The sequence below is a fragment of the Brevibacterium permense genome (assembly GCF_013280495.1).
Lineage (GTDB): Bacteria > Actinomycetota > Actinomycetes > Actinomycetales > Brevibacteriaceae > Brevibacterium > Brevibacterium permense.
On the sequence record NZ_JABSSX010000006.1, the window covers coordinates 41,662 to 62,285 of the forward strand.

Genomic DNA, 20,624 nt, shown 5'->3' on the forward strand with positions numbered 1-20,624 from the left:
CGGAACATTACCCGATCGCCGAGGCGGCCCGACCCGACCACGGCCGCACGGGAGCCCGTGGGCTACTGCAGGCTGACGCCGGAACCGTGGAGGCGGACCTGCAGTCCCGAGTCGGTGACGGTGATGTCGGTGAGTTCGAGTCCGGCGGGCAGGAAGTCGAGATCGATGACGATATCGGAGATCTCCGAGGTGAGGAATCCAGGCAGGCGATCGAGGGAGAACTCCGTCGAACCCAGCTTGATCGTCGTCGCGTCTACGACGGCCCGCCTGCCGTCGGCCTTCGGGTCGATTCCCACAAGCAGATCCTGACCGAGCATCGACCCCTTGAGGAAGAGTTCGCCGTCGACGGTCGTGAACGACATCCCCTCGGGCAGGTTCGCATGTTCGGCGGCGAGCTCGTCGAGGGTCGAGTGGGGGAGGACCGCAGTGCCGTCGACGGTGCCGATCGGCTTCGACCCGCCGGTGGGAACGTCATAGAGCTTCGCATCGACATCGGTGAAGTCGACGCCCTCATAGGTGGCCTCATCGGCGGTGACATGCACCGAGTTCAGTTCTTTAGAAGCCAGCTGCGTGAGGATGGGGAAGCCTTCGACAGAGACCTCGGCTTCACCGTAGTCGGCAAGCCCGTCGGCGATGCGCTGCTCCGTGGCGTAGTCGACGATGCGGTCGGCCGCGACACTGCCGATGATGAGTGTGAGGACGATGACGACCGCGGAGACGATGAACGTCGTCCGCCGGCTGCGACGTCGAGGCTGGTCATCCGGCCGCGGGTACTGAAAGGTTTGCGCCGTGGTCATGGGCTCCATTGTTCCGCACCCGCCGGTCCATTCGCATTCGCCGGGCCGAGTGCGCTCGCCGGCTCGGCAGAGTCGAACGTCCCCGCTGCGCTCATCCGTTGAGGATGATGACGTCGAGGGTGCGCGGTCCGTGCACTCCTTCGACCCGGCTGAGCTCGATGTCGCTCGTGGCCGAGGGCCCGGAGATGAACGTCAGCGGCGCGTGCGCGTCGAGCCGAGCGATTCCCTCAGGGACGATGTCGACGATGTCGTCTGTCCGGACGATGCACACGTGATGGTCGGGCACGAGCGTGATCGCCCTCCGTCCGCACTCGTACGATCCGTCGAGGACGATGGTGCCCGTCTGCGCGATCGCCACCGCCGAGGCGGTCACCACCGCCCCCTGAGCGTCGAGTTCGTCGACGCTGAGTTCCTCACCCGGAGCATCGACCCGCACCTCACCGGAGTACCCCGCCAGCCAGGACGAGTCGAGGCCGAGGGGGACGACGACTGAGGAATGGGCGCCGATGAGTTCGGCGATCGTCGCGCTCGGGTCGCCGTCGGCGCGGTGGACGTTGGCTTTGTAGTCGACGAGGCGGTCGATGAGCAGCTCGACGAGGTCCTCACCAGTGTGTGTGCCCTCATGGTGGTATCCGGCGTCGGCGGCCGTGGCGGCAGGCTTCGCCGAGGCGACCCCGCCGGATACGGCATCTGCCGTGCCGCCGGTGCCCGGTACCGCTGTGCGCGGAGACGACGACACGTATTCCCCGCCGCCGCGGCGACCGAGGGCCTCACTGATGCGGGCGAGGATCTCCTCGCGGGCGGTATCGGTCATCGCTGTCCCTCCTCGTCGCGGTCGTTCGCTTCCTCTTCGGCCCACAGCTGTCGGAAGCTCTTCTCGGGCAGGGCCGGGATGTCGCGGCTCGAGGTCCAGGCGCCGGCGATTCCGGGCAGAGCGTTGATCTGCTCACCGCCGGTGACCTTGTGCGCGAGAGGCAGTCCCTTCTCCGCCGCGGACATCCGCTTCCCGTCGCCCATCATCCACGACGCGCCGGTGAGGGCGGCGTCGAGCTGGGAGGACACAGGGGAGTGGTTGGCTTTGACATCTTCGCCCCGCAGATGGACGAGGATGTCCGGGATATTGATCTTCACAGGGCACACGTCGTAGCAGGCGCCGCACAGGCTCGACGCGTACGGCAGCGAACCGTTGCCCTGCTCTTCGACTCCCGTGAGCAGCGGGGACAGGATCGCTCCGATCGGTCCCGGATAGGTCGAGCCGTAGGCGTGGCCGCCGGTGCGTTCGTAGACGGGGCAGACGTTCATGCATGCCGAGCAGCGGATGCAGTTGAGCGCCGTACGTCCGTGCTCATCGGCCAGGGCCCGGGTGCGTCCGTTGTCGAGGAGAACGAGATGGACGTTCTGCGGACCGTCTCCCTCAGACTTCCCCGTCCAGAACGAGGTGTACGGGTTCATCCGCTCACCCGTCGACGAGCGTGGCAGCAGCTGCAGGAACACCTCGAGATCGGCGAACCTCGGCAGCAGCTTCTCGATGCCCATGACGGTGATGAGCGTCTCCGGCAAGGTCAGGCACATGCGCCCGTTGCCCTCGGACTCGACCACTCCGAGGGTGCCGGTCTCCGCGATACCGAAGTTCGCTCCGGAGATCGCGACCTTCGTGGTGAGGAATTTGTGGCGCAGATGTCGGCGGGCCGCCTCGGCGAGGACGGCAGGTTCGTTCGTCAGCTCCCCGGCGTCGGGCATCTTGTCCATGAAGATCTCACGGATCTCATCCCGGTTGCGGTGGATGGCGGGAACGAGGATGTGGCTGGGTTTGTCCTCGCCGAGCTGGACGATGAGTTCGGCCAAATCCGTCTCGAACGCATCGATGCCCTCATGCTCGAGGTGCTCGTTGAGACCGATCTCCTGGGTGGCCATCGACTTGACCTTGATGACCTCGCGGCGGCCGGTCTCGAGCACCGGCGCATTGTCCTCGACGAGTTCGGTGACGATGGCATTGGCCTCATCCGCGTCACGGGCCCAGTGGATGATGCCGCCGGCGGCGGTGAATGCCTCTTCGAACTGCGCGAGGTACTCGGGCAGGTTCTCCATCACTTCGTTCTTCGTGGCCTCACCGGCGTCGCGCAGGGCCTCCCAGTCGTCGAGCTCGGAGACGACCTCGGCGCGCTTGGACCGGATCGTCGAGGTGGCGTGGCCGATGTTGTTGCGCAGCTGCTGGTTGCTCAGATGTTCGTGCGAGACCTCGGGAAAGGCCTCGGCTTCGATGATGTTGCCCTGCCCGCCGGGCAGATCGCTGCGTCGCTTCGACGGCAGCAGCGGCATTCCCAGAAAGGTCATCGCAGGCTCCCTCCGCTCACTTCTGCTCCTTCGCTCGGCACCCGCAGCGGGTCCTCCCTCGTCGACGCGAGGATCCGGGCCAGATGGACCGCGGCTTGACCGACGCGGAACCCGGACTGGGTGCGGCTCGGCTCGGACGGAGAGGTGCCCCGATGGCCTGGGGTGAGGTGGTCATCATCGTCGGCACCGACGACCGTCGTCAGCGTCTCGGTCGCGTGCCCCCGCTCATCGGTCGAGCTCGTCTCCTTGACGTGCACGGCGGTGACATCCGGGGCGCCGTCGAAGCCACCGGTCCGTTCGAACCGCGATATTCCACCGCCGATGTGCAGCAGACAGGAGGCATCGCCGCCCGTGCAGATATCGGCTTCGGTCGCCTGGATCGTGCGCACCTTGTCGGCGAGCATCGCCGAGGACACCTCCGGGTTCTTCACGGAGAAAGTGCCGCCGAACCCGCAGCAGGAATCGGCCAAAGGCAGTTCGACGAATTCGATGCCCTCGACGGACCGGACGAGGGAGGACTGCCGATCACCGAGGCGCAGCAGCCGCATTCCGTGGCACGACGGGTGATACGTCACACGGTGCGGGAAATAGGACCCGAGATCGGCCGCGGCATCCGTGACGCCTTGGACGTCGGTGAGGAACTGGGTGAGCTCATACGTGCGGCCGGCCACCTCGGCGGCCTCGGAAGCCAGGGCATCGTTGCCCACTCGTGTGGCGACCATCGGCTGCTGGTGGCCGAGCGAGGCCACGCAGGAAGCGGACGGGGCGACGGCGACATCCCATTCGGTGCTGGTGAAGGCGCGGACGTGATTGGCGATGACCGGTTCGGCCTGCGCGAACTTGCCGGAGTTGATGTGCATCTGCCCACAGCACGACTGGCCTTCGGGGAAGATCACCTCATGGCCGAGTCGGCGCAGAATTCTCACGGTTGCCTGCGCAACCTCGGGATACATCGCATCGACGATGCAGGTGGCGAACAGTGCGATCCTCATCTGACCTCCAAGCCGGACGCTGTGCTGATGCGGTTGGCGGGATCGGCTTCCGGCCGAGACGATGCCGCGGTCGCAAGCGGTCCGTGTCACTTCATGCTCAGACCGTAGCACCGGGTCCTGACGCGGCAAAGGTGCGCGATCGGACGGGCGCGCCGGTGCGAGGATCGACGCGGAAGTCTGATCGCCTCGGGGGAGGGGCAAGCGATTTAGGACCGATGAGACTTCGCTATTCTCCTGCGCCGGTCGGTGCGGGCAGCGACGCACGCGCAGACCTTACTTGGGAGGGGGATCGCCCATAGGATGACGATATGGATTCCCAACGTACACAGAACATCAGAACGGTCTCGGCCCGCATCAACTCCTTCCACTCGTCGATCTACTTCTCACAGACGGTCGGAGCCGAGTACGCCAAGTACGGACTCGAACCCGGTGTCGAAGGCAATATGGCTGCCCGTTCGGCTCCGCTGGGACGGGTGAATCCCGGAGTCGTGTCCGCCGCGTACTACAACTATTCCCCGAATTTCGTCGCCGGAATGCTGCCGCGCGTGTGGGAGACGGTGAGCCCGGAGCAGATGGTCCAGGCCCGCTTCGACGCCGTGAGCGCGTACCTGGGTGAACTCTTCGGTGACCGTGACGACATCGCCCTGCTCACCGAGGCGGCCTCCCAGATGGCGGAGACGCTGGCTCCCGTGCTCGCCGCCATGGACTTCTCCGGCCGCACCCTGGCCGCCGCCACCGCCGACGTCATCGGCGGCCACCAGGCGGCCACCGCATTCGAGAAGATGTGGGACGTGGCGACCGTGGCCCGCGAATTCCGCGGCGACGGCCATGTCGCCTCCCTCGTCACGGCCGGTGTGCCCGGAATCGACGCCCTCATGCTCGACGTCGAGACCGGTGCCGGGTTCCGTCCGCGAGCGGCACAGAAGACGCGCGGCTACACGGATGAGGAATGGCAGACCGCGCAGTCCAGGCTCGCCGAGGCGGGGCTGATCACCGTGGACAAGGATGACCGCGGGCACGACCTCCCTGCCATCACCGAGGCGGGACGTGTCCTGAAGGAGCAGGTCGAAGCCCTGACCGACGGCACCGTTGCAGCCGCGTGGTCCGTCCTCGACGATCAGACGATCGAATCACTGCTCTCGCCGAGCCGGGACCTGCTGCGCGTCATTGCGAAGTCAGGTGCCTTCCCGTCGAACATCTTCGCCCGCCCCGAGAAGAAGGCCGGCTGAGGCGCCTTCAGCTCTGGTCGGATGCGCTCGACTCGGTGAGGTTGGAATAGTTCTCGGCCACCTCGGCGGCGATCGCCTTCGCCTCATCGGAACTCGGACCCTCGGCGGAGAACACGGCCTTCCGGTAGTACTGGAGCTCGATGATCGAATCGATGATGTCTCCGAGTGCACGGTGGCCACCGTGCTTGGCCGGTGCCTGGAAGTAGGCGCGTGGGAACCACTGCTTGGACAGTTCCTTGATCGAGGAGACATCGATGATCCGGTAGTGCAGGTACTCGACGAGTACGGGCATCTGCTTGGTGAGGAAGACCTTGTCGGTGCCGACCGAGTTCCCTCCCAGCGGTGCTTTGCCGGCCTCGGGGACATGCTTCTTCACGTATTCGAGGACCCGGGTCTGCGCCTCGGTGACGGTGGTGCCCGCGTCGAGCTCGGTGATCAGGCCCGAGGTGGTGTGCATGTTCGTGACGAATTCGTTCATGTTCGCCCGTGCATCCGCCGAGGGCTTGATGACGATGTCGATTCCGTCGTCGAGGGGGTTGAGCTCGAAGTCGGTGACGATCGCAGCCACCTCGATGAGTTCGTCCCGCACCTCGTCGAGGCCGGTCATTTCGCAGTCGATCCACACAATTCTGTTGTTGCTCACCCGCCCAGCTTAGGGCAGACAGCAGGGAACGGGACATTCCGGGGTGCAATCGGAACCCCTCGGCGGCCGGGTCACGGCCGCCTCGGCGAGGGTGGAGGTCTGGGCGAGGGCGAGCGTCAGACCGCTGATCGGGAACGGCCCGGGGGAGAGTTGGGCGTGTGAACGTCGACACACACTGAGCGTGCGCACAGAGTCGATGTCCGGTATGTGACTTAAACTTGAAGAGTCCCCGAACTGGGGTGCCATTTTTGCTCGGCTGAGGGAAGGTTCGCTCGTGCGTTACACATTCGCTGTGATTCTCATGGTGGTGGGTGTCGTCGTCGGTGGCCTCGGCATCCTGCAGAAGACCCTGTGGGCTCCGGAGGATACGATCACTGCCACCGCACAGATCGATGCCGACAAACCGGCAGTCATCGTCGACCCCGGAATGCTCAACCTCTACGAAACCCCGACCACACTGACGGCTAAAGGCAGCGGCGACCTCACGATCGCCCAAGCCCCGATCGAGAACGTCGAAGCCTGGGCGGGGCAGTCGGCCTATGACCGCGTCACCGGACTCGCCGAAGGCGGCAAGCTCACGACGAAGGCGACCGATGGGGAGGGCAAGGTTCCCAACCCCGCCGGGGCCGATCTGTGGCAGTCGGAAGTCACCGGCACCGATTCGGTTGAGCTGGAATGGAACGACGAGGCCAACCGCACCGGATTCCTCGTCGCCGGTGACGGCGAAGCCGGAGCGGTCAAATCCGTGACCCTCACCTGGCCCAACCATGCCGAGACTCCCTGGGCGCTCCCGCTGATGATCATCGGCGGTGTCCTCTTCGTCGTCGGCGTCGTCCTCCTCTTCCTCGGTGCGAACAATTCGAAGAAGGAAGCGAACCGCCGCAAGGCGCGCCAGGAGCGCCGCCGCAAGCTCGCCGAATACGGCACCGCCTTCGCCGTCGTCCCCGTGCTCGCACTCAGTGCCTGTGGGCCCGAAGAGCTGCCGAAGCCCGAGCCCTCCGAGGCTCCGAGCTCCGCGGCCGCGGGTGTCACCGACGACCAGGCCAAGCGGATCCTCGACTCCGTGGCCGCCGACGTCAAAGCCGCGGACAAGAAGACCGATGAGAAGGCACTGGCCGAACGCGCCGCCGGTCCCGCGCTCAAGCAGCGTGAAGACCTGTACAAGGTGAAAGACGACGTCGAAGACCAGAAGATGGCGCCGGAGGTGGCCAGCGAAGAGATCGTCGCCAACTACACCTCGGCCACCGATGCCTGGCCGCGCGTGACCAGCCTGATCACCTCCGCCGGTGGGAATTCGCAGCTGCTCGTGCTGACCCAGGAGGATCCGCGCAGCAGCTACAAACTGTGGTCGCAGACCCAGCTGACGTCCGGCACGAAGCTGCCCGAACTGCCCGACTCACGTCAGGGCGCGAAGATGCTCGAACCCGGATCCAAGGACTTCGTCACCACTCCGGAGAAGGCCGTCGCCGACTACGCGAAGGCCCTCGGCAGCGGAGCAGACTCGAAGGAGGCGAAGAAGTTCGAGTCCGATGACTTCTCGAAGTCCATCTGGAAGAACCAGAAGGACCAGAAGGCCAGCGCCGAAGAAGGCAAGGCCGAAGTCGACTACAAGTACACTCCGGGCAAAGAACTCGTTGCCCAGGGCACCGCTGGCGACGCCGCCATCGTCACCGGAGTCATCGACGCCGAATCGACGATCAGCCCCGAGTCGAAGGACGGTCGCACCGGCACCCTGTCGCTGTCGTCGCCGCAGAAGGAACTCGTCGGCTCCGCGACGACCAAGGAGCCGGTGACGACGAAGACCACCCAGGTGCTCACCTTCCTCGTCCCCAAGGACGGCAAGGTCAAGCTCATCGGCGGTCTCGAGACTCTCGCCGGAGCCGAAGCAGGCTGAGGCGGAAGGGTCGGCACCGTGGTGTTCCTTCCCCGACGGCTGAGGAAATAGCCGTGGGCGCACCGGTGTTGATACGTTCTGTTGGATAAGCATGGACCAGGTGCGTCACGGTTTGCGCCGAGCCCACCGACCGCGTCACAAAGGAGACCACGTGTCAATGGACCCCTCGCAGGAAAGCACGCAGCCAAACCAGGGACTCGACCTGTCGGCGGTGCGCAGCAAGAACATGCCCGCCGAGCAGGACGGTCAGTCCGGTCACACGGCCGGTGCGGGAGCCGGTGCTAACGGTGCTGCCGGTGACCAGGCCGGTGGGGACCCGGATGCAGTCGCCGTTCCGGGACTGGTCTTCGACGTCGACGAATCGACGTTCACCAGCCTGGTGGCGCTCTCCGACCGCGTGCCCGTCGTCATCGACCTGTGGGCCGAATGGTGCGAACCCTGCAAACAGCTCTCGCCGATCCTCGAACGCGTCGTCACCGCGTACGGGGGACGTCTGGTCCTGGCCAAGGTCGACGTCGATGCGAACCCGCGTCTGCAGCAGGCCTTCGGTGTTCAGTCGATCCCCACGGTCGTCGCCCTCATCAAGGGTCAGCCCGTGCCGCTGTTCCAGAGCGCTCTGCCGGAACCTCAGGTCCAGGCGTACTTCGACGAGCTGCTCAAGCTCGCCGGTGAGAACGGTGTGACCGGGCATGCGGCCGCCGGGGGAGCCGAGCCCGAACCGGCTGGCCCCGCCCACCCGGAGGCCGAAGAGGCACTCGCCAAGGGCGACTTCGACACCGCAGAGAAACTGTTCAAAGCCGCGCTGGCGAACTCTCCCGCCGATGAGGAGGCGAAGTTCGGTCTCGCCCGTGCGGGCCTGGGCCGCCGCCTCATCGACCAGGAACCGGCCGGTCTCATCGCCGCCGCCGATGCGGACCCCAAGAACGTCGAGGCCGCGAAGGCCGCGGCCGACGCCGAAGTGGTCAGCGGCAATGCCGGCAGCGCCTTCAACCGACTCATCTCTCTTATCCGCACCACCGCGGGTGATGAGAAGGAATCCCTGCGCCTGCGGGTCCTCGATCTCTTCGAGGTCCTCGGCACCGACGACCCAGCCGTGACCAAGGCTCGGACCGCACTCATGAGGGCACTGTTCTGATCCAGCGAATCCGACTCATCACCGCCATCCTCTTCGGCGCAGCGGCGCTCACGCTCGCCGGACTGGTCTTCTCTGCGCTCTCGGTCGTCGGCACCGACGAGATCACCGAGACGCCGACCTTCAAGGTCAAGGACGGTGCCTACGCCGTCGTCCTCGACGAGGCGATCGTGCCCTATTCGGGATCGAGCGTGACCGTGACGGCGAAGAACTCGAAGGGCACGGAGCTGTTCGTCGGCACCGCCAGCGGGGTCGACGCAGACAGCTACCTCGATGGGGTGGCGCAGGAGCAGATCAGTGATGTGTCGTTCCCGAATTCCGCGACCCATCGGTTCACTCCCGGCGACGCGAAGCCGGACGCCGATATCGCCGATCGCGACTGGTGGATCAGCACGGACACGGGAAAGACGGTCGCGAAGACCTTCGACCTCGATGCCGAACCGCAGGTGCTCATCATCGCTCCTGCGAACTCCGGTGACAGTCTTGATGGAACGACGGTGAGTCTCCAGATGCGCGTCAAGGGCGTGTTCGCACTCAGCCTGCTCGGCATTGCCGGCACGATCATGCTCGCCGGATTCTCGGTGTTCCTCTTCATGCGCTGGTGCGCCTCGCGCATCCGCCCGCCGAAGAAGGACGTCGGACTCCCGAGCGGCAGCGGACCCGACAGCAGCGACAGCGGACCAGGAGGCGACAGCGGACCAGGAGGCGGCAGCGGTCCCGGCCGCGATGGCCGGAGACCGGCCGCTGACCGCACAGCCAAGGACGAGCCGGGACCCGCGACCCAGCCGATCTCGGCAGTGCAGCCGGACACGGGCGGCCAGGCGCCACCTCGGCGACGGGATGTGCGGAACCGGCGGTCCTTCCGTGCAGTGACGGCCTCCGTCTTAGGCACCGGGCTCGTGCTCAGCGGCTGTGCGAATATGCCGATCGCCAAACCCAGCAACCCGGACACCACCCCGTACGAGCGCACGGCGGTGCGCCCCGGTGAGGCCGGGAAGTTCATGACGAACTACACGGAATCGCTGGACAAGACTCTCGGCGACAAGGGCTCCGACCTCGACAAGATCCAGGCGGCACCGCTCATCGACCACACCCGTGCGCAGATCCAGATCGCGGACAAGGCGAAGCAGAAGCTGCGCGCACCGGACTTCACCGAGGTTGTCGCCGGCAGCCCGAACTTCACCGAATACCCGATGTGGTTCTACGCCTTCGGGACCGCGGACAAGAAGTCCACGGATGGGGACAAGCAGCTGACCCAGGTGATGCTGGTGACGCGGGAATCGGCGTCGACCGATCCGCTCGTGCGTTCGGCGTCCTATATTCCCACCGAGCAGATGCCCGCCCTCATGGCCGATGACCGCGGCGCCGTGGAGAAGGGGTCGGAGGACTTCTCCGAGGATCTGACGACCGCGTCCGGTGACGTCTCATCGTTCCTCGTCGACGGCAAGGCGAAATCCGGGGGTCCCGAGGGACTCAAGGAAGGCGGATTCAAGGGGTTCCGCGACTACCTGGGTGACCTGCGGGACAAGGACTCCGGCTTCGACAAGGTCGACGTCGACTGCAAGCCCTATGAGGACCTCAAGTTCGAGGACATGACCTTGAGCACCGAAAACGGCGCGATCGGAATGGGCGAAGTGCGGTGCACCCTGACGATCAAGGCACCGTCGGACTACGCACTCGACCTCGGCGACACCGTCGAAGCCGTGAAGACGAACGACAAAGAGGGCGACACCATCAAGGTCGACACTGCGCACCCCTATGTGCTGATGAAGACCGGAGACGAACTCACCGCCGTCGCCACCGATTGGAACGTCCTGTCCTCCAAGGTGGAGTGAACCGCGCTCAGTCGCGGTTCGCGCGATTTGTCAGCCGTGGCTGGCGCGGCGGCCGACTCGCAGCAGCCACCACAGGCCGATGAGCGGCAGGAGCAGCGGAATATAGCCGTATCCGCTGCCGAAGTTCGACCACACCGACGGCTTCGCGAAGTCCTCGGGGTGGGTGTGGCTGAGGATGCCGACGACGATGACGCCGAGGAACTCGATCGCACAGGCCGCGACGGCGATCCGGTGTGAGACGCGGTTGCCGATGACCAGGCAGACCGTGGCGAGGATGTAGATCACCGCGGCCAGCGCGGACAGCGAGTACGCGATCGGTGCGACATCGAATTCGCGGATGAGCTGGTAGCCCGCCCGGGCCGTGGCCGAGAGCGCGAAGACCCCGTACACGGCAGTCAGCGCCCGTCCCGGTCCGGTATGCATCGCCGAGAACGGCGACCGTCCCGTCTTTCCCCTCGCCGAGGCGGCCGAGGAGTCCGAGTAGTCCGCTGTGTCGGCGTTGTCCGCCGCGTTCGCGCTGCCTGCTGAGTTCGCATCGTCGGCGGAATCCCCGCCGAACCGATTGCGCCTGGTCACTGCCAAATCTGGTCCAATCTCTCGATCATCACGATCACCGTCAGTCCTGCCGCGGCCAGCACACCCGGCCCCCAACGGCTCAATTCCGCAAACGCCCAGAATCCGGCCAGCGCCATGACCATGATCGCTGTGATGATGTAGCCGAAGTAGAGCAGCGGGTCGACATCATGCGTGGAGCCGAAGGTCGCAATCGAGATGATCAGCTGCACGATGAGCAGCAGCAGAAGCAGAGCGGCACCGCCGAGCAGGGCCTTGCCGGCCGGACGGTTGCGGATGGTCTCGACGATCGACCACAGGGTCAGGATGTCGGTGGCGGCATAGAGGACGATGGTGAAAACGGTGAACACCCGACCCAGTTTAGTCGGCCGTACCGGCCGGCAACTCGTCCAGATGTGCCGCTTGGCAGGTGAGATGCCGCACGGATCCTGGCCGTAGCCCGGCTCACGCCCTAAAATTGCAGGGTGCCCATCTATCTCGATCACGCAGCCACCTCGCCGATGCCCGCCGAGGTGCTCGAGGTGTACACGAAGGAGCTGGCCCGTCGGGCCAACCCCTCTGCCTTGCATGCGGTCGGACAAGCGGCACGGATGCGCATCGAAGAAGCACGCGAAGGAATTGCCCGCGCGGTCGGTGCGGCCACCTCGTCGGAGGTGATCTTCACATCCGGAGGCACCGAGGCCGACAATTTCGCTCTCAAGGGCCTCTACCTCGCGCGCAACAACGGGACGTTCACGGAGCCTGCCCGCCCACGGGTGCTCACGACGACGATCGAACATCCTGCGATTCTCGAGACCGTGGAGTGGCTGGAGAGCCTCGGCGCCGAAGCCGTGTACCTCGACGTGGACTCGGCGGGGCGTCTCGATCTGGACGCGGCGACCGCTGAACTGCGCCGCGATCCCGAACGCACCGCGCTCATCAGCGTGATGGCCGCGAACAACGAGATCGGCACTCTGCAGCCGATCGCCGAGATCGGTGAGATCGCCGCCGAACTCGGCATTCCCTTCCACATCGACGCCGTGCAGGCGCTCGGACAGATTCCGCTCGACTTCGCCGCACTCAAGGCGACGGCCATGACGATCACCGCGCATAAGATCGGCGGCCCCGTCGGCATCGGCGCACTCCTGCTCGACCGCGCAGCGAACCCGACGCCCATCCTCCACGGCGGGGGACAGGAGCGCAGCGTGCGCTCGGGCACCCTCGACGTCGCCGGTGCCGTGGCCTTCGCCGCCGCCGTCGACCTCGTCACTGCAGACCTTGAGTCCCGGTCGGCCCGACTGTCGGGTCTGCGCGACCGCCTCATCGCGGGAATAGAATCGAGCATCGACGGAGCCGTGCTCTCCGGTCCGCGCGGAGCGGACCGCCTGCCGGCCAACGCCCACTTCACGTTCCCTGGCTGCGAAGGGGACTCACTGCTGTTCGGCCTCGATGCCAGGGGATTGGCCACCTCGACGGGATCGGCCTGCTCTGCCGGCGTCTCCCGTCCCTCCCATGTGCTCTTGGCCTGCGGACTGGATGAGGACAGCGCCCGCACCACCCAACGCTTCACGCTCGGTCACGACACGACCGAAGCCGATGTCGATACCCTGCTCGCGACCCTTCCCGAGGTCGTCGGCCAGGCACGCCGAGCCGGGATGGTTTCGGCAACACCCCGATGGATGCAAGGAGCATCATGAGAGTACTCGTCGCCATGTCCGGCGGAGTCGATTCCTCCGTCGCAGCCGCCCGTGCCGTTGACGCTGGACACGAAGTCGTCGGCGTTCACCTCGCCCTGTCCCGAATGCCCGGGACCCTGCGCACCGGATCGCGCGGCTGCTGCACGATCGAAGACTCCCGCGACGCCCACCGCGTGGCGGGAATGCTCGACATCCCCTTCTATGTCTGGGACTTCTCCGAGCGGTTCAAGGAAGACATCGTCGATGACTTCATCGCCGAATACGCGGCCGGACGCACCCCGAACCCGTGCATGCGCTGCAATGAGCGCATCAAGTTCGCGGCCCTCCTCGACCGGGCCCTGGCGCTCGGCTTCGACGCCATCGCCACCGGCCACTACGCCGAGGTGCTGCGTGACGACGAGGGCCGGCCCGAACTGCACCGCGGTGAGGATCTGGTCAAGGACCAGTCCTACGTCCTCGGTGTGCTCACCTCCGATCAGCTCGAGCACTGCTACTTCCCGATCGGTGCGACGGCGTCGAAGGCCGAAGTGCGCGCCGAGGCGGCCGAGCGCGGATTCTCGGTAGCGAACAAGCCCGACTCCTACGACATCTGCTTCATCCCCGACGGGGACACGAAGGCCTGGCTGGCCGATAAGATCCCGATGCGACCCGGACTCATCAAGGACTCCGAAGGCGAAGTGCTCGGGCGTCACGACGGGGCGATGACGTACACGATCGGTCAGCGCAAGGACCTCGGCATCGAGAAGCCCGCTAGTGATGGCAAGCCGCGCTTCGTCACCGGCCTCGACCCGGCCACGAACACCGTCACTGTCGGGTCGCGCGCCGACCTCGCGGTCTCGCATCTGACCGGCATCCGCACCTCGTGGGCCGGTGCAGCGCCGTCGGACATGGGTTCGACTCCGGAGACCGCGATCGACTGCGAAGTGCAGATCCGTGCCCACGCCGATCCGGTGCCGGCCCGTGCCTGGCTCGGCGAATTCGTCGCCGAGGCGCCTGAACACGAAGTCAACCCCATCGTCGACGAGGTCGAGGTGCCTGCCGCACGTCCGGCCGGGCAGCTCATGCACGTCGACGTCGATGAGGAGCTGTCCGGAGTGGCCCCGGGGCAGACCATGGTGATCTACCGCGGCACCCGTGTCCTCGGTCAGGCCACCATCGACTCCACGACCAAGGACCGCATCACCCCGGCGCCCGAGTTCGCCGGGGCCTGAACCGCTTCACCTCACTTAAGCGACGGCTTCGAGGCCGATGTCTGCCACTGGCGATATTCTGGGGAGATGAAGGAAAGTCCCCAAGATGTCGTCACGGCACCTTATGGAACCTGGTCTTCACCTCTGGGCGCCGCCGAGGTGGCCGCCGGTGCCGCTCCGATCTTCGACGCCGCCTTCCGGGGAGACGAGATCTTCTATTCGACGAAGATCCCCGCCGAGAAAGCCCGCACCGGGCTCGTCCGCACCTCACTGTCGCGTCCGGGAGAGCGTGAACAGGTCATTCCGACCGGGTTCAACATCCGCTCCGCCGTCCATGAATACGGGGGAGCCTCGTGGGCTCTCGACCAGAGCAGCGAGGTCATCTACTTCGTCAACGCCGCAGATCAGCGTGTCTGGCAGATCATTCCCGGGCGAGCCCCGCATGCCCTGACGCCGGACACCTCGGGGCGGATCCGCTACGGAGATCTGCGCATGAGTCCGTGGGGGCTGCTGTGCGTGCGCGAGGACTGCCGGTCCACCAGTCGTGAACGCGCGATTGTGCTGCTGACCAAGCACGGGACGACGAATGTGCTTTCGACCCACTCTCATTTCATGGCCTGGCCCAGGCTCTCACCCGACGGCAGCACCTTGGCGTTCATCGGCTGGGAGCACCCGAACATGCCCTGGGACGGAACCACCCTGTGGCTGGTCGATGTGCGCACGCCGGCCACCCCCGCGGTCGCCGTGCTCAGCGGTGACGGCGTCGAGCGACCACGCAGAGCCGATCCAGGCATGCCGAGCCCGACCGATCCGGGCATCTCCCTGCTCCAGCCGGAGTTCACCTCCGATTCCTCCCTCCACGTCATCTCCGACCACCACGGGCACTGGTCGTTATTCGAGCTCGACTTCGACCCCGTCGCCTCGGGTCCCCTGGTCACCGACGACCGTCAGGCGCCGGCACCCGAAAGAATCGGATTCGACCGGTTGCGACCGGTCATCGACACCGGTGAGGAGATCGGCGGTGCCCTCTGGCAGCTGGGCACGCGGTGGCACCTCAACGACGGAGATGAAGTGTGGGCGCATTCTCAGGCGGCCACCGCAACACTCGTGCGCCGTCGGCGGAGCCTATCCGACACAACGCTCACCCCTTCCGACACGACTTGGGAAACCATCGACACGACGGGGGAGACCTTCGGCACGATCGAACTCCTCGACCTCGGACGCACCCACCTGCTGCTGACGGCGAAGTCGACCAGGCGCCCCGGAGTCCTCTATGCCGTCGACCGGGTGACCGGACTGTTCACCGAGATCGCCAGCGAACGCCTCGACACTCACCAGGGCTACTACTCCCGCCCGCAGGTCGGCGAGCTCGGGGGAGTGCCCGTCGTCATCCACCCGCCCCACAACCCTCGCTTCGCAGCCCCCGTCGACGAACTCCCGCCCTTCGTGGTCTCGATCCACGGTGGACCGACGGGGCAGGCGACCCCGGAGGTGACAGCCCGCACGAGCTTCTTCACTTCCCGGGGCATCGGCGTCCTCGAGGTCAACTACGGCGGGTCGACCGGATTCGGTCGCGCCTGGCGTGACCGGCTGCGCGGCGGGTGGGGAGTCATCGACGTCGAGGACACCGTCGCCGCTGTCAACGGACTCGTCGCAGCCGGACTCGCCGATCCGAATCGCATCGCCATCTCCGGAGCCTCCTCGGGCGGGTGGACGGTGCTGTCCGCCCTGGCCTCGACGACCGTGTTCGCCTGCGGCACCTCGTATTTCGGGGTGACCGACCTCATGCGCTTCGTCGTCGACACCCACGACGTCGAATCCCACTACATCGACGGCCTCGTCGGACCCTGGCCAGCAGCTCAGGACGAGTACATCACCCGGTCGCCGATTCGCCGGACCAGCGATATCACGGTGCCCGTGGCCGTCATGCAAGGCGACCGCGACCCGATCGTCCCACCCTCACAGGCGCAGGAATTCGTCGATACACTCGAACTGGCCGGAGTGGAGTACATTTACCGTCTGTACAAGGGCGAGTCCCACGGCTTCGTCCGCGCGGAAACCATCATCGATTCCCTGGAAAGCGAGTTCGGATTCTATGTCGACTTATTCGGAATCCCCCGATCACACCAGCATGGCTGAACCCCGAACTTCCGACCGCGAAAGCTCCGACCGTGACCGGCCGGATCCCACCCCCACCGAGGTGTCCGTCCCCGACGTCCCGACGTCCGTTCTGCCCGCGGCCACGACCTCGGGAATCTGGCTGCCCGGAGCCCGCGATCCGCGCCGTGGCTATATCGCGACAAGTCCGGTCCGGGAGGCCGCGGCCTCCGGCTTCGATCTTCTCGCCGACCAGCTTCCGCCGGTGCCCCTGACCGCGCATCAAACTGAGGGCAGATGGGGTGCAGATGCCATCGGTCGCGCCGTCGGCCTGCTCACCGAACTCCACGTCGACCGCACATCCTACGGATGGCGACTGACCGCCTCGGCGGGCAAAGACGAACGGCTCGAGGACTCGGCATTGATCGAAGCCTTCGACGCGATCGCCGAATACGGTGGGTCGCGGCCCGGGCAGGTCCAGATCAGCCTGCCGGGACCGTGGACGCTCGTGACCGCGCTGAGCCTGAGCTCCGGCGCTCGTGTGCTCGGCGATTATGGGGCACGCCGCGACGTCGTCCAGGCCTACGCCTTCGGCATCGCCGCCTTCACCGACCGCATCGCGAGCCTGGGTATGCAGCCGACCGTCCGCCTCGTCGAATCCCGCCTGAACCCGGTCCTCACCGGCACCTGGCCGACGGTGTCCGGGTGGGCGAGCCTGCCCGCCGTCAGCGAAACCCAGGTGTGGGCGGCGCTCGAATCCACGCTGCGCCACCTCCCGCCCACCGTGCTCGCCCTGCCGGACCTCGATTCTCTGCACCTGCAGGGCAAGGAGATTCCCGCCGCCGAGGCGGTCCGCCGCACCGGCGCCCGATCCGTGTCAGTGCCGTTGGCTAGCCTGAGACCACACAGTTGGGAGCAGCTGGCGACCCTCGCCGAGGCGGGGCTCGGCACCTGGATCCACCTGCCGCCAACGGCCGGGGGGCGATCGGACGCGGTCAATCACTGGTGCGAGCGGATCCGCACCCCGTGGTCGCGCATCGGCATGGGGGTCTCGAGTCTGCGCGAATTCGGAATCATCGCCGGATCCGAACTGCCGCTGACCTACCCGCCGCTGCTGGAGGACCAGCAGGGGATCGGGCCCGAGCACAATCGGGGAACTATGACCATCGCCGCCGGTCTGCGGCGGGCTCTTGAGGAGATCGAATGACCACGACACCGGAGAACGCCGACTCATCGACGCCCGAGCACCAGACCTCGGATTCGACCACACCGGAGCTGCAGGGCGTCGACCTCACCGACGCGACCGCTCGCGCTCAGGCACATGCCCAGCTGACCGAGAGGATCGAGGAGCTGCGGGCCGCCTACTATCAGGACTCCCTGCTCGTCTCCGATGCCGAGTACGACGAACTCGTCCATAGTCTCGAAGACCTCGAGGCGCAGTTCCCCGAACTCGTCACCGACTCCTCGCCGACGCAGACCGTCGGCGGCGTCGTCGACACCTCGACCTTCGACCCGGTCGAACACATCGGTCCGATGTACAGCCTCGACAACGTCTTCGACTATGAGGAACTGCGAGCCTGGTACGAACGGGTGCGGTCGGCCACCTCGGTGAAGTCGAAGTTCCTGTGCGAACTCAAGATCGACGGCCTCGCCGTCAATCTGCTCTATCGGAACGGCGAACTCGTGCGGGCGGCGACCCGCGGCGACGGACGCATCGGTGAGGACATCACCGCGAACGTGCGCACGATCTCCGATATCCCGCACCGCCTCGACACCGAGCACCCGCCGGCCGAGGTCGAGATCCGCGGTGAGGTGTTCTTCCCCGTCGAGGACTTCGCCGAACTCAACGCCTCCCTCGTCGCCGAGGGCAAGGCCCCGTTCGCGAACCCGCGGAACTCCGCGGCCGGTTCGCTGCGGCAGAAGGACCCGGCCGTCACGGCCCGTCGGCCCCTGCACATGCTCGTCCACGGAATCGCCGTGTGGACCCCGGCCGATGATTCGCATCCGGAGCCTGCTCACCAGTCCGAGGTCTACGAGCAGTTCCGGTCGTGGGGTCTGCCGATCAGCGACTACTTCAAGGTCCTCGACACCGTCGATGAGATCGAGGACTTCATCGCCTACTACGGTGAGCACCGTCACGATGTCACCCACGAGATCGACGGAATCGTCATCAAGATCGACGATATCGCCGTGCAGGAGACGCTGGGCTATACGTCTCGCGCACCGAGGTGGGCGACGGCCTTCAAATACCCGCCCGAGGAAGTCACGACGAAGCTCATCGATATCCAGGTGCAGGTGGGTCGGACCGGGCGCGTGACCCCATTCGCCGTGATGGAACCGGTCACCGTGGCTGGATCGACCGTCGAGCGGGCGACCCTGCACAACGGGTACGAGGTCAGACGCAAGGGCGTGCTCATCGGCGACACCGTTACCCTGCGCAAGGCCGGAGACGTCATCCCCGAGGTGCTCGGTCCAGTCGTCGCCCTGCGGGACGGATCCGAGCAGGAATTCGTCATGCCCACCCACTGCCCGTCCTGCGGGACCGAGCTCGGTGAGCAGAAGGAGGGCGACAAGGACCTGCGGTGCCCGAATTCTCGATCGTGCCCGGCGCAGCTGGCCAACCGCATCTTCTACTTGGCCTCCCGCGCGGCCTTCGACATCGAAGCTCTCGGAGAGGAGGCTGCACTGGCGCTGACGGCGCCGGCCGAACCGGACACGCCCCCGCTGACGTCGGAGGCCTTCCTCTTCGACCTCACCCCGGAGGATCTGGGCGATGTCAAGATCTGGCGGAACAAGAAGTCCAAGGGAGTGGAGACCGGTGAGCGAGAGCTTGTCCCGTATTTCTACACCCGGGGAACCGCGAAGAAGCCGAGCGCCCCGAGCGCGAATACGAAGAAGCTCTTCGACGAACTGGAGAAGGCGAAGGATCAGGATCTGTGGCGGGTGCTCGTCGCCTTGTCGATCCGCCACGTCGGACCGACCGCGGCACGGACCCTGGCCGCGAAATTCCGCACCCTTGAGGCCATCCGTGAGGCAAGCCTCGAGGAGCTGTCGGCCGTCGAGAGCATCGGTCCGACGATCGCCCAGAGCATTCGCGATTGGTTCGAGATCGACTGGCACATCGAGATCGTCGAGACCTGGGCGGCCGCCGGGGTGCGGATGGAAGACGACGAGGTCGAAGCCGCCGCGCAGACCCTCGAGGGGCTGACGATCGTGGCGACCGGTTCGCTGAGCTCGTTCACCCGCGATGGCATCAAGGAGGCGATCCTTGGTGCCGGCGGCAAGGCGGCGGGATCGGTCTCGAAGAAGACCGATTATGTCGTCGCCGGTGAGAATGCCGGGTCGAAGTTGGAGAAGGCGGAGTCGCTGGGCGTGCCCGTTCTCGACGAGGACCAGTTCAGGGTTCTGCTGGAGACCGGCAGCCTCGACTGAGATGTGCCCGGGCCTCGTGCCTGGTCCCTGGTGCCTCGCGGCCGGAGGGAATACTTCGCGGTTCCTGGAGTTTCCATGGTGCGGCTGTGATTCGTTCGTGACCGAACTCGAAGTCGGGGCTCAGACTCAGCCAAGCTCAGAGACAGCTTCGAGTGGAAGAGTGTGGGACATGAGATGGATCCCCAAAGTTCTCGCCGGAACCTGCGTGGTCGTCGCCGCGGCCCTGACCGCAGTCCCGGTTACGGCGGGCCTGGCCGACCTGGTGCTGGGGCCGGGACCGAACAGCACCAAACGCAATGCGCAGCCTGAACTGACGTCCATGCGCACTCCGGCCGCCCCGGTCACCGCGCGCACCGAGGAGTCGACGACCACGCTCGCCGGCATCTCGACGGACGATTACGAGGTCATCGAAGGCGCGATCGTCGACGATTCTGCAGTTGGCACCTCACTCACCGGCACCGCCTCGGCGAACACCGGATCGTCCGGTGCTGTCACACCGAACGGATCGGCTTTCACCACAAGTCAGGCGGCCGGCAGACTGTCAGCCGGCACGGACCTCGTCGCCGCCACCGCGGCCGACGCCCGGACCCGCATCGCCGATCTCGCCGCCGACCTCCAGGCCGGAGTCTCAGCCGGAGAGTTCACCCAGGCCGACGCCGACCGCGTCGTGGCCGACATGGCCGGATACATTCAAGGCACCCGCACCTGGCCCGAACGCTTCCCCGCCTAATAATTGCTACCTGACGGCGGCCCAGCACCCTCGCGCGCGGTTGCTGGGCCGCCGTCAGGTAGTTCTGGGG

Annotated in this window: 17 protein-coding genes; 10 read left to right on the forward strand and 7 right to left on the reverse strand. The window is 66.2% G+C overall.

Annotated features, from left to right (window positions below):
• Positions 1 to 62: 62 nt before the first annotated feature.
• The 4 genes from HK353_RS10165 to HK353_RS10185 form a co-directional block, all read right to left on the reverse strand.
• Positions 63 to 797, reverse strand: coding sequence for an LmeA family phospholipid-binding protein (locus HK353_RS10165; RefSeq protein ID WP_173155816.1), 735 nt, complete (start codon positions 795 to 797; stop codon positions 63 to 65).
• A 91-nt stretch (positions 798 to 888) separates the two neighbouring features.
• A complete protein-coding gene (locus tag HK353_RS10170) occupies positions 889 to 1,611 on the reverse strand; it encodes a LutC/YkgG family protein (protein ID WP_173155818.1) in 723 nt (240 codons plus the stop codon).
• The gene (locus tag HK353_RS10175; protein WP_245395939.1) at positions 1,608 to 3,131 is read right to left on the reverse strand and encodes a lactate utilization protein B; all 1,524 of its coding nucleotides are present in this window, start codon (positions 3,129 to 3,131) and stop codon (positions 1,608 to 1,610) included. Before HK353_RS10175 ends, HK353_RS10170 begins: the two co-directional genes overlap by 4 nt.
• Positions 3,128 to 4,123, reverse strand: coding sequence for a (Fe-S)-binding protein (locus HK353_RS10185; RefSeq protein ID WP_217278394.1), 996 nt, complete (start codon positions 4,121 to 4,123; stop codon positions 3,128 to 3,130). Before HK353_RS10185 ends, HK353_RS10175 begins: the two co-directional genes overlap by 4 nt.
• 308 nt (positions 4,124 to 4,431) lie before the next feature.
• Between HK353_RS10185 and HK353_RS10190 the strand changes: the two genes are divergently transcribed.
• Positions 4,432 to 5,352, forward strand: a complete 921-nt coding sequence (locus tag HK353_RS10190; protein ID WP_173155820.1) for an SCO6745 family protein — start codon at positions 4,432 to 4,434, stop codon at positions 5,350 to 5,352.
• A gap of 7 nt (positions 5,353 to 5,359) precedes the next feature.
• Here the strand turns inward: HK353_RS10190 and orn are convergent, their stop codons facing one another.
• Positions 5,360 to 5,959, reverse strand: coding sequence for an oligoribonuclease (orn, locus tag HK353_RS10195; protein WP_173156041.1), 600 nt, complete (start codon positions 5,957 to 5,959; stop codon positions 5,360 to 5,362).
• 310 nt (positions 5,960 to 6,269) lie between these two features.
• Between orn and HK353_RS10200 the strand changes: the two genes are divergently transcribed.
• The 3 genes from HK353_RS10200 (at position 6,270) to HK353_RS10210 (ending at position 10,856) form a co-directional block, all read left to right on the forward strand.
• The gene (locus HK353_RS10200) at positions 6,270 to 7,889 is read left to right on the forward strand and encodes a DUF8094 domain-containing protein (protein ID WP_342589885.1); all 1,620 of its coding nucleotides are present in this window, start codon (positions 6,270 to 6,272) and stop codon (positions 7,887 to 7,889) included.
• A gap of 157 nt (positions 7,890 to 8,046) precedes the next feature.
• Positions 8,047 to 9,024 (forward strand): tetratricopeptide repeat protein, encoded by a 978-nt coding sequence (locus HK353_RS10205; protein ID WP_173155822.1) that lies wholly within the window; start codon positions 8,047 to 8,049, stop codon positions 9,022 to 9,024.
• A gap of 167 nt (positions 9,025 to 9,191) precedes the next feature.
• Complete coding sequence (locus tag HK353_RS10210; protein ID WP_342589886.1) at positions 9,192 to 10,856, forward strand: hypothetical protein; 1,665 nt, start codon at positions 9,192 to 9,194, stop codon at positions 10,854 to 10,856.
• Positions 10,857 to 10,886: 30 nt separating this feature from the next.
• Here HK353_RS10210 and HK353_RS10215 read toward each other — a convergent pair whose 3' ends face one another.
• Positions 10,887 to 11,279, reverse strand: a complete 393-nt coding sequence (locus tag HK353_RS10215; protein ID WP_101544670.1) for a hypothetical protein — start codon at positions 11,277 to 11,279, stop codon at positions 10,887 to 10,889.
• Positions 11,280 to 11,428: 149 nt separating this feature from the next.
• Positions 11,429 to 11,779 carry a hypothetical protein gene (locus HK353_RS10220; RefSeq protein ID WP_173155824.1) on the reverse strand — a complete coding sequence of 117 codons (351 nt, stop codon included), beginning with the start codon at positions 11,777 to 11,779 and terminating at the stop codon, positions 11,429 to 11,431.
• A 114-nt stretch (positions 11,780 to 11,893) separates the two neighbouring features.
• Between HK353_RS10220 and HK353_RS10225 the strand changes: the two genes are divergently transcribed.
• The 6 genes from HK353_RS10225 (at position 11,894) to HK353_RS10250 (ending at position 20,554) form a co-directional block, all read left to right on the forward strand.
• Positions 11,894 to 13,105 carry an aminotransferase class V-fold PLP-dependent enzyme gene (locus HK353_RS10225; RefSeq protein WP_173155826.1) on the forward strand — a complete coding sequence of 404 codons (1,212 nt, stop codon included), beginning with the start codon at positions 11,894 to 11,896 and terminating at the stop codon, positions 13,103 to 13,105.
• Positions 13,102 to 14,316 carry a tRNA 2-thiouridine(34) synthase MnmA gene (gene mnmA / locus HK353_RS10230; protein ID WP_173155828.1) on the forward strand — a complete coding sequence of 405 codons (1,215 nt, stop codon included), beginning with the start codon at positions 13,102 to 13,104 and terminating at the stop codon, positions 14,314 to 14,316. The genes HK353_RS10225 and mnmA overlap by 4 nt, the downstream gene beginning before the upstream one ends.
• 66 nt (positions 14,317 to 14,382) lie before the next feature.
• A complete protein-coding gene (locus HK353_RS10235; protein ID WP_173155830.1) occupies positions 14,383 to 16,434 on the forward strand; it encodes a prolyl oligopeptidase family serine peptidase in 2,052 nt (683 codons plus the stop codon).
• Positions 16,427 to 17,599 carry a uroporphyrinogen decarboxylase/cobalamine-independent methonine synthase family protein gene (locus HK353_RS10240; RefSeq protein WP_245395940.1) on the forward strand — a complete coding sequence of 391 codons (1,173 nt, stop codon included), beginning with the start codon at positions 16,427 to 16,429 and terminating at the stop codon, positions 17,597 to 17,599. The genes HK353_RS10235 and HK353_RS10240 overlap by 8 nt, the downstream gene beginning before the upstream one ends.
• A complete protein-coding gene (ligA, locus tag HK353_RS10245; protein WP_173155832.1) occupies positions 17,596 to 19,824 on the forward strand; it encodes an NAD-dependent DNA ligase LigA in 2,229 nt (742 codons plus the stop codon). Before HK353_RS10240 ends, ligA begins: the two co-directional genes overlap by 4 nt.
• Positions 19,825 to 19,993: 169 nt before the next feature.
• Positions 19,994 to 20,554 carry a hypothetical protein gene (locus HK353_RS10250; RefSeq protein ID WP_173155834.1) on the forward strand — a complete coding sequence of 187 codons (561 nt, stop codon included), beginning with the start codon at positions 19,994 to 19,996 and terminating at the stop codon, positions 20,552 to 20,554.
• Positions 20,555 to 20,624 lie beyond the last annotated feature (70 nt).